The sequence below is a fragment of the Planotetraspora silvatica genome (assembly GCF_016863315.1).
GTDB lineage: Bacteria > Actinomycetota > Actinomycetes > Streptosporangiales > Streptosporangiaceae > Planotetraspora > Planotetraspora silvatica.
Genome location: NZ_BOOQ01000030.1, coordinates 158,310 through 171,079, shown reverse-complemented (window position 1 = coordinate 171,079; position 12,770 = coordinate 158,310). Strand labels below are relative to the sequence as shown.

At 69.9% G+C, this 12,770-nt stretch carries 13 protein-coding genes and 1 pseudogene; 3 read left to right on the top strand and 11 right to left on the bottom strand.

Going from position 1 to position 12,770, the window contains the following annotated elements:
* Positions 1-112 precede the first annotated feature (112 nt).
* From Psi02_RS23235 to Psi02_RS23225, 3 genes are all read right to left on the bottom strand, one after another.
* A complete protein-coding gene (locus Psi02_RS23235; protein WP_203977533.1) occupies positions 113-742 on the bottom strand; it encodes an MBL fold metallo-hydrolase in 630 nt (209 codons plus the stop codon).
* A 71-nt stretch (positions 743-813) separates the two neighbouring features.
* Positions 814-1,455, bottom strand: a complete 642-nt coding sequence (locus Psi02_RS23230; RefSeq protein WP_239095088.1) for an MBL fold metallo-hydrolase — start codon at positions 1,453-1,455, stop codon at positions 814-816.
* Positions 1,456-1,552: 97 nt separating this feature from the next.
* A complete protein-coding gene (locus Psi02_RS23225) occupies positions 1,553-1,909 on the bottom strand; it encodes a YchJ family protein (protein ID WP_308442258.1) in 357 nt (118 codons plus the stop codon).
* Between the two features lie 188 nt (positions 1,910-2,097).
* Here Psi02_RS23225 and Psi02_RS23220 point away from each other — a divergent pair, with 188 nt between their 5' ends.
* On the top strand, positions 2,098-2,910 hold the full coding sequence (locus Psi02_RS23220; protein ID WP_203977527.1) for an aminoglycoside 3'-phosphotransferase: 813 nt from the start codon (positions 2,098-2,100) through the stop codon (positions 2,908-2,910).
* Positions 2,911-3,031: 121 nt separating this feature from the next.
* Positions 3,032-3,883: a helix-turn-helix domain-containing protein gene (locus Psi02_RS23215; RefSeq protein WP_203977525.1), complete on the top strand. Its 852-nt coding sequence runs from the start codon at positions 3,032-3,034 to the stop codon at positions 3,881-3,883.
* A gap of 38 nt (positions 3,884-3,921) precedes the next feature.
* Here Psi02_RS23215 and Psi02_RS23210 read toward each other — a convergent pair.
* The 8 genes and pseudogenes from Psi02_RS23210 to Psi02_RS23175 all read right to left on the bottom strand — a co-directional run.
* Positions 3,922-4,143: pseudogene (locus Psi02_RS23210) on the bottom strand (EF-hand domain-containing protein); the annotation flags it as partial.
* Between the two features lie 67 nt (positions 4,144-4,210).
* Complete coding sequence (locus Psi02_RS23205) at positions 4,211-5,137, bottom strand: succinylglutamate desuccinylase/aspartoacylase family protein (protein ID WP_203977521.1); 927 nt, start codon at positions 5,135-5,137, stop codon at positions 4,211-4,213.
* A complete protein-coding gene (locus tag Psi02_RS23200; RefSeq protein WP_239095087.1) occupies positions 5,134-5,985 on the bottom strand; it encodes an alpha/beta fold hydrolase in 852 nt (283 codons plus the stop codon). The genes Psi02_RS23205 and Psi02_RS23200 overlap by 4 nt, the downstream gene beginning before the upstream one ends.
* A 62-nt stretch (positions 5,986-6,047) precedes the next feature.
* Positions 6,048-7,763: a DUF885 domain-containing protein gene (locus tag Psi02_RS23195; protein ID WP_203977517.1), complete on the bottom strand. Its 1,716-nt coding sequence runs from the start codon at positions 7,761-7,763 to the stop codon at positions 6,048-6,050.
* A 141-nt stretch (positions 7,764-7,904) separates the two neighbouring features.
* Complete coding sequence (locus Psi02_RS23190) at positions 7,905-9,098, bottom strand: dipeptidase (RefSeq protein ID WP_203977515.1); 1,194 nt, start codon at positions 9,096-9,098, stop codon at positions 7,905-7,907.
* Positions 9,095-10,474, bottom strand: coding sequence for a dipeptidase (locus tag Psi02_RS23185; protein WP_203977513.1), 1,380 nt, complete (start codon positions 10,472-10,474; stop codon positions 9,095-9,097). The genes Psi02_RS23190 and Psi02_RS23185 overlap by 4 nt, the downstream gene beginning before the upstream one ends.
* Positions 10,461-11,159: an SDR family NAD(P)-dependent oxidoreductase gene (locus tag Psi02_RS23180; RefSeq protein WP_203977511.1), complete on the bottom strand. Its 699-nt coding sequence runs from the start codon at positions 11,157-11,159 to the stop codon at positions 10,461-10,463. The genes Psi02_RS23185 and Psi02_RS23180 overlap by 14 nt, the downstream gene beginning before the upstream one ends.
* Positions 11,156-11,869 (bottom strand): creatininase family protein, encoded by a 714-nt coding sequence (locus Psi02_RS23175; RefSeq protein ID WP_203977509.1) that lies wholly within the window; start codon positions 11,867-11,869, stop codon positions 11,156-11,158. The genes Psi02_RS23180 and Psi02_RS23175 overlap by 4 nt, the downstream gene beginning before the upstream one ends.
* A gap of 298 nt (positions 11,870-12,167) precedes the next feature.
* On the opposite strand from Psi02_RS23175, the gene Psi02_RS23170 reads away from it, so the two are divergent.
* A complete protein-coding gene (locus tag Psi02_RS23170; protein WP_203977507.1) occupies positions 12,168-12,728 on the top strand; it encodes an Lrp/AsnC family transcriptional regulator in 561 nt (186 codons plus the stop codon).
* Positions 12,729-12,770: the final 42 nt, after the last annotated feature.

Below are 12,770 nucleotides of genomic sequence, written 5' to 3'. Positions count from 1 at the left end.
AGCGCCGCGAGGCCCGGTCGAGCACATCGAGGAGCAGCGGCCCCAGGAAACGGCGTCCGCCAGGTGGGCGATCCCTTCGGCCGCTGGACACATCGGTCCTGGGGCAGGAGATTCAGATCTCCGCGGATCCCCCGGCCGGAATTCGCGCGTAGTCGGTCCCGCCCTTGAACTCCATCCAGGAGTCGAAGTAATCCTGGCCCAGGTCGTTGAGGGTGGCGTCGTGGATCGGGAACGCCCGCATCGGCTTCACCGCTCGCACGAAGTCCAGCGCCTCCGCGAGCTTGAGCCAGGGGGCCGCGGCCGGCACGAGCAGCGTCCCCACCGGCGATCGTGGGACGAACAGCGAATCGCCGGGGTGGTAGACGTCGCCGTCGACGATGAACCCGACGTTGGCGCAGCCGGGCAGGCCGTCATAGATCTCGGCATGCGCCCCGCCCACGACGTCGACGGTGAACCCCGCCGCGGTGAAACGCCGCCCCACCTCGACGGCGATCGCCGCGCCGCCGAGCTCGGGCGCCTCCTCCACGGCCGACGGCGGCATGTGGACCCGGAACGCGGAGTTGCGTTCGCTCGCCGCCAGAAGCTTTTCCACGTCGAGATGGTCGGGGTGCTCATGGGTCACCAGCACCTCATCGACCCCGTCGAGGGCTTCGGCCTCGGAGAAGGTGCCCGGGTCGATGACGAGCACCCTGCCGCCGACCTCCAGGCGCACGCAGGCGTGCCCATACTTGATCAAGCGCATGCGCCCACTATGTCAGGAAATTTCAGCCCGCTCCGGCTATCGACTCGTTCTTCGGACCGGGCGGCCGCACCTCAGTGGCCGCGCGCGATCCACTCCTCCAGATGGGGAGCCTCGGCGCCGATGGTGGTCGACTCGCCGTGGCCGGTACGGACGCGCGTCTCCGCCGGCAGGGCCAGGAGGCGGTCGCGGATGGAGTCGATGATGGTGGGGAAGTCGGAGAACGACCTCCCGGTGGCTCCGGGTCCCCCCTGGAACAGGGTGTCGCCGGTGAAAACGGTGCCGTGCTCGTCGAGGTCGGGCGCGTGCAGGCACACGGCACCGGGGGCGTGGCCGGGCGTGTGCAGCACGGTGAGCCGGGTGCCGGCCACCGACAACACCTGGCCGTCGGCGAGGTCACCGTCGGGCAGCCGCTCCGCGTGGGTCTGCTTCCACAACGGCAGGTCGCCGGGGTGCAGGAGTATGGGAGCACCCGTACGGCCGGCCAGGGCGGGAGCGGCGTCGATGTGGTCGTTGTGCGCGTGCGTGCACACGATCGCGCGGAGGGTACGCCCGCCGAGCGCCTCAGCGATGGCGTCCGCGTCGTGGGCGGCGTCGATGACGATCGCCTCGGTGTCGTCGCCGACGATCCAGACGTTGTTCTCGACGTCCCAGTTGCCTCCGTCGAGCGAAAACACGCCCGAGGTGACCAGGTGCTCGATACGGGCGGCCATCACTCACTTCTCCTCGTGCTCAGGTTGAGCTGCGTACGGCTCCTGATCATATGAGCCCGGAACCCGGCTCCCGACCTCACGACGGGCGACGCGTGCCCGGTCAGGTCGTGACGACGCCGTCGACGTAGACCCAGGCACCCTCATGCCGCGTGAACCGGCTCCGCTCACGCAGCTCACCGGGCTCCCCGCGGTGGGCGTAACCGGCGCGGAAGGTGACGGTGCCGGTGGTGTGGAAGGGGCTCCCCCCGGAGACCTCCTCGATCTCGAGCCCGGTCCACCGCATGCCCCGCTCGAACTCGACGCGGGCCGGCCGGGTGGTGGGGTGCCAGGTCCGCAGGAGGTAGGCCTCGTCCTCGACCGCGAACGCGGCGTAGCGCGAGCGCATGAGCGCCTCCGCCGACGGCGCGGGCTGCCCGGCGTGGAACCGGCCGCAGCATTCACCATACGCGGCGGGCAGGCCGCAGGGGCAGGGCCCGGCGGCGCGCGGCGATGGACGACGGGGGCGGGATGTGCCGTTCACCCTGCGAGGCTATCCGGTTCCCGGCCGCTCAACCCCGAGGCCGATCTTCGATGGAGTGGCCGTGCCTGCCCGGCGGCATGATCCGGGGTGCATCCTGTACCCGGGTACCGGGTTACCGTCACGTCATGAGCCGTCCCGTCACCTCCGAGATACCGACCGGCCCCGTGCCCGTCCCCGGCGCCGTCTCGGCACTCGCCGGAGGCGACACCGTCACTCCGGTGTGGCGCAACGAACTCGGCGGCCTGACGTTCCGCCTCGGCGGCGGGAATGATGGCACCCGGTACGTCAAGTGGATCGCCGCCGGCACCCCGGAGATCGACCTCCCCGGCGAGGCCGAGCGCCTGGCTTGGGCACGACGATGGGCGACCGTCCCGCGAGTCGTCGGGCAGGGGGCGGACACCGAAGGGACGTGGCTGGTCACGGCGGCGGTACCCGGCCGCTCGGCGGTGGACCCGCACTGGACCGCCGACCCGGCGACCGCCGCGGCCGCGATCGGCCGAGGACTGCGCCTGCTCCACGACGCCCTGCCCGTGGACCGGTGCCCGTTCGACTGGAGCATCGCCCGACGGCTCGCACGCGCCGACGAACGCATCGCCGGCGGCGAGGGACCCGCCGACCGGTTCTCCGAGCACCGGCACCTCGATCTCGCGGAGGCCCGGGCGCGTATCGGCGAACCGCCCGCCGTCGACCGTCTCGTCGTCTGCCACGGGGACGCGTGCGCCCCCAACACCCTGCTTCACGACGAGGGGACGTTCGCCGCGCACGTCGACCTCGGTTCGCTCGGAGTGGCCGACCGATGGGCCGACCTCGCGGTCGCGGCGTGGAGCACGGAGTGGAACTACGGCCCGGGATACGACGGCATCGTCTACGACGCGTACGGGATCACCCCGGACCGGGACCGCATCGCCTACTACCGCCTGCTCTGGGACATGGCCTGACGGTCGCGCCCACGGCCGTCGACCGTCGGACGGCCGGCTTCTCCGCCTCGGCCACGGGTCTGAACGAGCGTGTACTACTCCTTTGCCCATATTTGATGTGAAGGTTTCTAGCCTGTCCGGTATGAGGACCGCTCTTGGTGAGTTCCTCCGCGCCCGGCGGCAGCTCATGACCCCTGATCAGGTCGGGCTGGCGGAGGCCGGCGATCGCCGCAGGACGCCGGGGCTCCGCCGCGACGAGGTGGCCATGCTGGCCGGCGTCAGCACCGACTATTACGTCCGGCTGGAGCAGGGCAGGGACCGCCACCCGTCGGAGCACGTGCTCGACGCCCTCGCGAGCGTCCTGCGACTCGATCTCGAAGCCAGCGCGCACCTGTTCGAGCTCGCACGGCCCCGGAACAAGCTCCCGCCCTCCGAGCAGGCGGATCGCGTCGACCCGGACGTGCGGCGGCTCATCGACCGGTGCGACCACGCGGTCGCGTTCGTGGTGAATCGCTGGTGGGACGTGCTGGCCGCCAATCCGCTGGCGTCCGCCTTCTACGCGGGGCTGGACGGCAACGACAACCTGTTGCGGCTGACGTTCCTCAACCCCGCGGCACGCGAGTTCTACCGCGACTGGGAGCAGGAGGCCCGGGCCAAGGTGGCCCATCTGCGCGCTGTGGCGGGCGCGCACGACGACCCGTCCCTGGTCACGTTGGTCGAGGAACTCTCACGCGCGAGCGAGGAATTTCGCCGGATCTGGGCTCGCCACGACGTCCAGGCCAAGACCAACCCGTCTATCCGCTTCCGTCATCGCGTCGTCGGTGAGATGACCCTTCACTATCAGGTCTTCGACATCACGGGCGACCCCGGTCAGAAACTCATCGTCGGCCAGGCCGCCCCCGGCAGCCCGTCCGAGCGCGCGCTGGCCGCGCTGGCCACGCTCGTCGATGACCGCCCTGCGACGCGGACGCCCCGCCTGCCCGCCGACGGCTGAGCCGTGCAGGTGGGCGGGGCCGTCCCGTCGGGCGTTCCTCAGGCGTTCCACGCCTCCGCGAACTCCGCCAGGTTGATGCGCCCGTCCTCGTCATCGTCGGTGTGCTCGAAGATGGAGTCGAGGTCGTCGGCGCTGACCTCCTCGCGGCGGGCGTTCATGGCGAGCTTGAACTCCGCCGCGGTGATGTATCCGTCGTTGTCGCCGTCGAACTCGGCGAACGTCCGGGTGATCTCGTCGTCGGCCATATTTGTGCCCTTCTGATGCTGCCGTTGATCTCAGGACAGCATGAAACCAGACATGCACTGAACTTGTGGGACAACATACGTTTCAGGTGCCCGAGCGCGCGAGACCGAGCAGCAGGCCGTCCGCGGACACCGCCGGGCTGGTCGTCAGGAACAGGGGCGTACCGGCCTCGGGCGCCCGCACCTCGGCGAACACCTCACCCCAGACGTCGCTCATGGTTCCGAGCAGCCCACCGGCCGGCACCGGCTCCCCCGTCGTCACAGCGGGCTGCCACCAGCCGGCTCGGTCGGTGCGCAGCCAGTGCCAGCCTTCATGCCACTGAGCTTCGCGCGCCGGCCACGGATCACCGTCGAGCACGCCGATGGACCTGGCGATGTTACTCAGCCCCGCCACGTGCCTGTCGATCGCGGCCCGGTCGAGCAGGCCGTTCTGACCGGACTCGGCGATGATGGCCGGGATGCCGGCATCCGCGGCGGCGGCGCAACTGCTGCCGGCCACCGTCCGTGCCACCGCGGCCTGCCGGACGATGTGCCCGGCGCCGTACGCCACGGCGAGGTCGCGCGACGCCGCCTCGACCGGGGACTCCTCGAAGATCGCGAACGGCTCGAGCGCCTCGGGCACGTCGCCGGCGTGCAGGTCGACCACGTAGTCGGCGCCGACCATGAACGAGGTGAACAGATGGTGGGCGAGCACCTCGGTGAACGTGCCGTCGGGGTCACCGGGGAAGTGCCGGTTCAGGTTCTTGCCGTCGGCCGGGACGACGAACGGCGTCCTGGCCCAGAACGCCGGCACGTTGGCCACCGGAACGGCGATGATCCGGCCGGAGACGGTCTCCACATCGAGATCCCGCACGAATTCGCGGACAGCCGCGATCGAGGCGTACTCGGCCCCGTGCACGCCCGAGAGCACCGTGAGCAGGGGCCCGTCCCCGCGACCTCGGATGTCGAAGTACGGGATGTCGAGACCGTCCGGACCGAGTTCGGGGATGCTCAGCGTCCGCCGCGTGATCATCGGGCCGCCGTCCCCGGCAACGCCTCCGCGAGGAAGTCGCGCATCGTCTGCTGGAACAGTTCGGCCTCCTCGATCTGCGGTGAGTGGCCGGACTTCTCGAAGACGACCAGCTTCGAGTTCGGGATGAGCGAGGCGATCGTCTCCGCCGACGACACCGGGGTCACCCAGTCCGTACGGCCCACCGTGACCAGGGTGGGGCAGGTGACGGACGGAAGCTGCGGCTTGACGTCATAGATCGGGGCGTTGTGCTGGAAGCACCAGTTGTGCGCCTCATGACGGTAGATGCCGGCCTCCACCCGCGCCGCGGCGGCCACCGGGTCGTACTCGAAGTCGTACAGCGGGATCAGTTCGGCCCAGCAGGCCTTCAGATCCTCGTCATCGCGGATGTTGCCGCTCCAGTACCGCTCGTAGTTCTCCCAGTTGAGTTCCACCCGGGTCTGCTTGCGGGCGTTCTCCGTGGCGACCTCCAGGTTGGTGCGATCCGGCGAGGTGTCCCTGAGGATCATCGCGCTCACCCGGTCGGGGTAGGCGATGGCGTACTCCATGGCGATGAAACCGCCGTAGGAGCCGCCCGCGATCACGATCTTCTCGGCGCCGGCCCACTCGCGCAGGGCGTCGACGTCGGCGGCCCACTGCGCGTGGGAGTAGGGCGGCACGGCCTCGCTCAGGCCGCAGCCGCGGGCGTCGAACACCACCACGCGGAAGATGTCGGCGAGCGGGCCGAACGTCGACTTCGGCTCGGCCAGCGAACCGATGCCGCCACCGCCGTGGTGGGCGATCAGCACGGGCGCGCCCTCCCGGCCGAGGACCTCGACGTTGAGCTGCGCTCCATTGATCTCTACGAACACGTGCACTCCTAGCTGAAAACAAGTCCGGAGAAGCGGGGGACGGAAGTCTGAAAGGGCAGGCGTCAGGCGGGCACGGTGTCGATCCAGCCGGTGACGATCTGCTCGAGCACCCCGAGCGGGACCGCGCCGTTGCCGAGCACCGTCCCGTGGAAGGCGCGGACGTCGAACCGGGATCCGAGCCGATCCTGCGCCACGCCGCGCAGACGGCGGATCTCGCGCCGGCCGATCATGTAGGCGAGCGCCTGGCCGGGCCACGCGATGTAGCGGTCGATCTCGTTGCGCACGTTGGCCTGGGTGGTCGCGGTGTTGTCCCACATGAACTGCATGGCCTGCTGCCGTGACCAGCCCAGATGATGCATGCCGGTGTCGACGACCAACCGGCAGGCCCGCAGCGCGTCGAACGAGAGCATCCCCAGCCGGGAGACGTCCGAGGTGTACAGCCCCATCTCATCGGCCAGCCGCTCGCTGTACAGGCCCCAGCCTTCGACGTAGCCGCACACCTCGGCGTCCAGGAAGCGCCGGTACTCCGGAAGCTCGGTGAGCGTCTGCGCCGAGGCGATCTGCAGGTGGTGCCCGGGTGTGCTCTCGTGGAAGGCCAGCGCCTCGTACTCGTAGACGAAGCGCTCCTGCGGGTCGGCCGTGAGCACACAGTGTGCTCCGGGCCGGGACCCGTCACCGGCGGGCGGCCGGTAGTACGCCAGCGCCGCGTTGCCCGCCTCGATCGGGTTGATCTCCTCGATGACGCAGTCGGCGATGTCGTAGGCGGGGAACCAGTCGTCGCGGGCGTCCTCCGCGCGCCGCAGCGCGTCGGTGACCGTCTCGACGATCTGACCGGCGTCGCCGAACCGCAGCGACCGGTCCTCCCGCAACCGGGTCATGACCTCCCGCACGTCACCGGTGCCGAGCACCCGGCCGCCCAGCTCGGACCATTCCGGGCGCAGTTCCGCGAGGCAGTCCAGGCCGATCTGGTGGATCTCCTCCGGGGTCAGGTCGGTGGTGGTGTGCCGCCGCACCGCGGCGGCGTAGCCCTCCTCGCCGCCGGGGACGAACCGGATGCCGACCTTGTCGTCGGGCCGGGCGACCGGCAGCAGTTCGTCCCGCAGGCCGTCGAGCAGCCGGCGCAGCGCGGGACGGACGGACTCCTCGACGATCTCGGCCGCGCGGGCCCTGATCCGGTCCTCGTCCACGCCGGCCGGCAGCCGGGGGCTGAGCAGGGTGTCGTCGGACAGGCTGAGCGCGATGTGGCCGGTGAGCTGGTCGATGGCCTGGCCGACGCCGACACGGGTCGGGATCCGGCCGTCCGCCTTGGCCTCCCGGTAGCGGTCGAGTATCGCGTCGAGGAACGGCGGCAGGGCGGACAGCCGCCGGATGTACTGCTCGGTGGCCTCGGCGTCCTTCAGCGGCGCCTCGGGGACCGCCATGAACATCATCCCTTGCGGCGCGGAGTACCCGTCCGCCGACGCCCCCGTCTCCCACAGGGCGTGCTCGAGATCCGACCGCGCGGCCCAGGAGAGGCGGCCGAGCACCGCGTGGTTGACCTGGTCGGCGGGGTTGAGGGTCTCGGGATCGATGTCCTCCAACCGCCGTTCGAGGTCGGCGAACTTCGCGGCGTCGGCGCTCGATCCGGCGCGGCTGACGTCGGGCACCAGGCCGTCGAAGCCGGAGACGCCGAGCAGCGTCGCACTGAACGGGTCGGCCGTGTGCTTGATCTGGAAGAACTCCGCACTCAGCTGAGAGAGCTGGGCGTTCGGCTCGGCTGCGACCTCTTTGTCGGCCACCGCTGGTCCTCTTTCCTGTCGATTTCCCTGTCGGCTTCCCTGTCGACGGGATGGCTGATCTGGCGTCGCGCGGCCGGGACGGGAGGCGGCGCGTACGCCTGGGGGATGCCGCGGGCGAGTCGCCCGCGGAGCAGATCCGGGTTAGACCCAGATCTGCTTGAGCGCTCTGAGGATGTTGCCGCCGAGCACCGCGGTGATCTCGCTGTCGGAGAAGCCTTCACGCACCAGCAGGCCGCAGATGTTGGCGAAGTTCTCGGTCGGGTTCTCCAGGCCGTCCACGTACTCCACCTTTTCGAACGGGGGACCCCCGGGGGCCGCGGCCCCCACCTTGAGCAGGTGCCCGAAGACGGTGTGGAGACCGACGTGATCGCCGTAAAGGGTGTCGGGCCCGAACGCGACATGGTCGATGCCGACCAGATCCAGGCAGTACCGGAAGTGGTCCATCACCGACAGGATGCTGTGCCGCGGATGGGCGTGGGACAGCGTCGTGTGCGGCGCCGCGGACATCCCGATCACTCCGCCGGTCTCGGCCACGGCGCGCAGGACGTCGTCCGGCTTCATCCGCGGCGTGTCCCAGACCGCGCGGGCTCCCGCGTGCGTCATGAAGACGGGCCGCTCGCTGACGGCGCACGTGTCGAGGCCGGTGCGGTCGGAGGAGTGAGAGATGTCGATCGCGAGGCCCAGTCGGTTCATCCGGGCGATCGCACGCCTGCCGAAGTCGGTCAGCCCGCCGTCGGTGGTCTCGTTCAGGCCGCTGCCGAGCGCGTTCGCGTCGGAGTACGCGATGCCGATCTGGCGGAGACCGAGTCCGTAGAGGACGTCGAGCCGGTCGATCTCGTTCTCGATCGGTGTCGCCGCCTCCAGGCCGAACACCAGTCCCACCTTGCCTGTCCGGTGGGCGTGGTCGATGTCGGCCAGGGTCCGGACCACGATGACGTCGTCCTGGTGGGCGATGTCGGCCTGCCGCATGCCCAGATCGGTGATGATGTCCAGCCACCGCCACGGCGCGTTGCCGGTGACGCAGGCGGTGCCGTCCATCATGTTGTCGAACACCACGGTCATGCCGGAGGCGGCGAGCCCGGCGAACGCCGTGTGCTGGCGTCCGGTGCGGTTGTACTCCGGGGTCTGACGCATGTCGGCGGGGAACCGCACCGGATGGTCGTGCAGGCTGATCACGATGGTGTCGCGCAGCAGCCGCTCCGCCCGCGACCGGTCCTCCGCGCCGAGCCCGTCGGTGTACGGCGGAACGCGGCCGAACTCCGGGGCCAGGTCGAAGACGGGAAGGTCGACGCCCGGGGTGAGATAACCGTAGGACCGGTACGGCTCACCGGTCATCGCGCGGGCCCGTCGTGCCGGACCGGAGCCAGCCGGTGGGGTCCGTCGGCGAGCAGCCGCCACAGGTGTTCCCAGGCGCGCATGCCCTCGCGCAGCCGGGAGACGCGCATGAACTCGTTCGGCGCGTGCAGGTTCTCGTCCGCCGTGGAGAAGGAGAAGAAGAGCGTCTTGGCGCCCAGCACCTCCTCGAACAGCGCCGTGGCGGGCAGGGTCCCGGCGATGACCGCCAGCAGGACGTCCTGGCCGGGGTAGACGTGCTCGAGCGCCGCGCCGGCGGCCCGGATCGCCGGGTGGTCGGCCGGGATCGTGTACGCGGGCACCCCGCCCTCGTCGGCGTGGACCGCGACGCGGACGCCGGTGAGCTTGTGCGCGAGCACGTGGTCGGTGATCGCCTGGAGCACCCGCTCCGGGCGTTGTCCCGGTACCAGCCGGCAGGAGATGTGGCCGGTCGCGATGTGCGGGATGACGGTGTACTTGCCGCCGGCTCTGATCCCGTTGATCTCGAGGGTGGGACGCTCCCACAGCCGTTCCAGCGTGCTGTAGCCGGCTTCACCGAAGACGTTGTCCAGGCCGAGGTCGTCGCGGTAGCGGTCCTCGTCGAACGGCACCGCCGCGATGGCGGCACGGCGCTCGTCGCTCAGCTCGGGTATCCCGTCGTAGAAGCCGTCGACCGCGACCCGTCCTTCGGGTGTGTGGAGTCCCGCCAGGATCTCGCTCAGGGCGTGCACGGGGTTGGCGACCGTGCCGCCGAACCGCCCGGAGTGCAGGTCGCCCTCCGCGCCGGTGACCTCGATGTCCAGGGTGACCAGGCCCTTGGAGGCGATCGACAGGGACGGCTCGCTCGGGCGCCACATGGCTCCGTCGGCGGAGATCACCAGGTCGGCCGCGAGTTCGTCCGCGTGCTCCCGCAGATAGGCGGGAAGGTGGGGGCTGCCGATCTCCTCCTCTCCCTCGAAGAGGAACTTGATGTTCAGCGGCAGCGCGCCCTCCTGCTCGAGGAACGCCTGCGCCACCTTGAGCACGATGAAAACCGGGCCCTTGTCGTCGGTGACTCCGCGTCCGCGGATCACGTCGCCGTCGACGGTGAGCTCGAACGGAGGGGTGCGCCACTCGGCGAGGTCGCCGGTCGGCTGCACGTCGTAGTGGCCGTAGACCAGGATCGTGGGAGCGCCCGGAGCTCCGAGCCAGTCGCCCCGCACCACCGGGTGACCCGCCGTCGCGACGACGCGGCCGTCCGCGAAGGACAACTGGGCCGCGAGCCATTCCGCGGCGGACCGCATGGTCTCCTCGGTCGCGTCCCGGCTCACGCTGGGCACCGCGACGTAGCCGGCGAGTTCTTCGAGGTATTCGGCGTCGGTCGAGTTAAAAGAGAGCATGTCCGCCATCAATCGAGAGGGTCTGGCCGGTGATCCAGGACGAGGACTCGGAGACGAAGAACCGGACACCGTGCGCGATGTCCTCCGGCGCCCCGAGCTTGCGCACCGCGATGCCTTCGACGAGCGCGGCCTGTCCCTGCTCGCCGTAGCTCTCCCACTGCTTGATGGTGGTGGGGTTGGACAGGACGAATCCCGGCGCGATGCAGTTGACCGTGATGCCGAACGGGCCCAGTTCGTGCGCCATCTGGCGGGTGAAGCCGATCTGGCCGGCCTTCGAGCTGGCGTAGGCCTGGATGCCGGTCAGGCTGACGCTGCGGCCCGCGCCGGACGAGATGTTGACGATCCGGCCGAAACCCCGCCGCTTCATTCCCGGCGCCACCGCCCTGGTGCACAGAAAGGTGCTGGTCAGGTTGGCCGCGACCACGGCGGACCAGTCCTCGTCGGTGATCTCCTCGATCGGGTGGTGAACCTGGCCGACGACCCCGCCCGCGTTGTTGACCAGGATGTCGACGTCACCGATCTCGGCGAAGTAGTCGCGGACCGCGGACGAATCGGTCACGTCCACCGTGTCCTTGTCGATGCCGTGCACCCGGGCCCCGTCCGCTTCGAGCGCGGCCGCGATGGCCGACCCGATCCCGTGCGCCGTGCCGGTGACGACGGCGATCCTGCCGTTGCCTGTTGTCACTGGTCGAGCCATCCCTTCTCGAGCAGTTCGCGGACCTCGGCCACACCGGCGTCCCAGACGATCTGCATGTCCTCGTCACTGCGCTGATAAGCCCCGCCCAGGCTTCCGTCGGGCGAGAGCGCCCTCATCTCCTGCGCGGTCGCGTTGTTCGCCACCGACCTCGGCAGCACCGGCGCGCTGCCGGTGGGGATCTCGGCTCCGGCGACCCTCGTCCAGGCGAAGTTCTCCAGCCAGGAACCGTGGTACTGGTCCTCGTCGAACCGGGCGGCGGCCTCCGCCGTCTTCGGCGCGTTGTACCAGCTGTGGAACACGACCTGCACGCGGTGCTCCCGCGGCCGGTTGATCCATTCGCGGATGAGGCCGGCGACGGGCGCGTTGCCCCCGTGGCCGTTGACCACCGCGATCCGCCGGAACCCCTGGGAGGCCAGGCAGTCCAGCAGGTCGCGCATCACCTCGATGTAGGTGCTGATCCGCAGGCTCATGCTGCCCGGGTACTCGGTGAAGTACGGCGCCATGCCGAACGGCAGGACCGGCAGGACCGGCACGCCGAGCGGCTCCGCCGCCTCCACCGACACCCGCTCGGCCAGGAGCGCGTCCGTCCCGAGCGAGAGGTACCCGTGCTGCTCGGTCGAGCCGACGGGAAGCACGACGCGATCGTCGTGCTGGAGGTAGGCGGCGATCTGCATCCAGTTGCTGTCGAAGACCCGCACTGGTCTTCACGCTCCGTTCTGCCGGTTCGCGCACCGTCCGGATGAACGGTTCGCGAAGTGAAACCCAAGTCGACCTTCAGGATGGTCATCTGTAAGGAGATCCGAGCTAATACTAACCATTCGTCACTTAATTACCAGTCCGTACCCCTTGGGTGCATCTGCTCCCTCCACCATCACCATGCGGACGGCCCTCTCCACGGCGGCGGCAAGAGAGCGTTGCGCGTTGTGGCGTTCCCCATACGGGCGACTTCGGTGGGAAGTACGCTTTGGGCACTTGCGGCCAGGTAGCCTTCCCGCCATGCCCCCTCGACGCCGAGCCGCCGCACCCAACGCCTCGACAGCTCCGCTGCGCGATCTGACCGACGTTCCCGCGCAGTCGCCGCCGGTCCCCCTCGACGACGTGGATCGGCAGATACTCGTGCTGCTCAGCAAGGACTCCCGGCGCTCCCAGCGGGCGCTGGCCCGTGAGCTCGGGATGTCCGCCCCCGCGGTCGGCGAACGCATCGCGCGCCTGGAGCGCCTCGGCGTGATCCGCGGTTACGGCATAGCCCTGGACTGGTCCGCAGCGGGCTTCCCGATGACGGTGTACCTGACGATCACGGCCGTCCAGGGCTACCAGCAGAGGGAACTCGTCGAGAAACTCGCCCTCATCCCGGAACTGGAGGGGCTCGACATCGTCACGGGCGCCATCGACATGCTCGCCCGGCTCCGGGTACGTGATCACCTGCATCTGCGGCAACTGCTCATGAATCACATCTGGCAGATCGAAGGCGTGCAGCGGACCGAGACGATGCTGAGCCTCGTGGAGATCGCGCCGAAGAACCTGGTGGCCGAGTTGTTGTCGGGCCCGCCCGGCTGACCCGGCCGGAAGGCCCGGCCGGGGCAGCCAGAAGGCCGGAAC

Coding starts and splice junctions, on each gene's coding strand:
- Psi02_RS23235 (WP_203977533.1), bottom strand. CDS start 742: ATGCGCTTGATCAAGTATGGGCACGCCTGCGTGCGCCTGGAGGTCGGC.
- Psi02_RS23220 (WP_203977527.1), top strand. CDS start 2,098: ATGAGCCGTCCCGTCACCTCCGAGATACCGACCGGCCCCGTGCCCGTC.
- Psi02_RS23215 (WP_203977525.1), top strand. CDS start 3,032: ATGAGGACCGCTCTTGGTGAGTTCCTCCGCGCCCGGCGGCAGCTCATG.
- Psi02_RS23205 (WP_203977521.1), bottom strand. CDS start 5,137: ATGATCACGCGGCGGACGCTGAGCATCCCCGAACTCGGTCCGGACGGT.
- Psi02_RS23190 (WP_203977515.1), bottom strand. CDS start 9,098: ATGACCGGTGAGCCGTACCGGTCCTACGGTTATCTCACCCCGGGCGTC.
- Psi02_RS23185 (WP_203977513.1), bottom strand. CDS start 10,474: ATGCTCTCTTTTAACTCGACCGACGCCGAATACCTCGAAGAACTCGCC.
- Psi02_RS23170 (WP_203977507.1), top strand. CDS start 12,168: ATGCCCCCTCGACGCCGAGCCGCCGCACCCAACGCCTCGACAGCTCCG.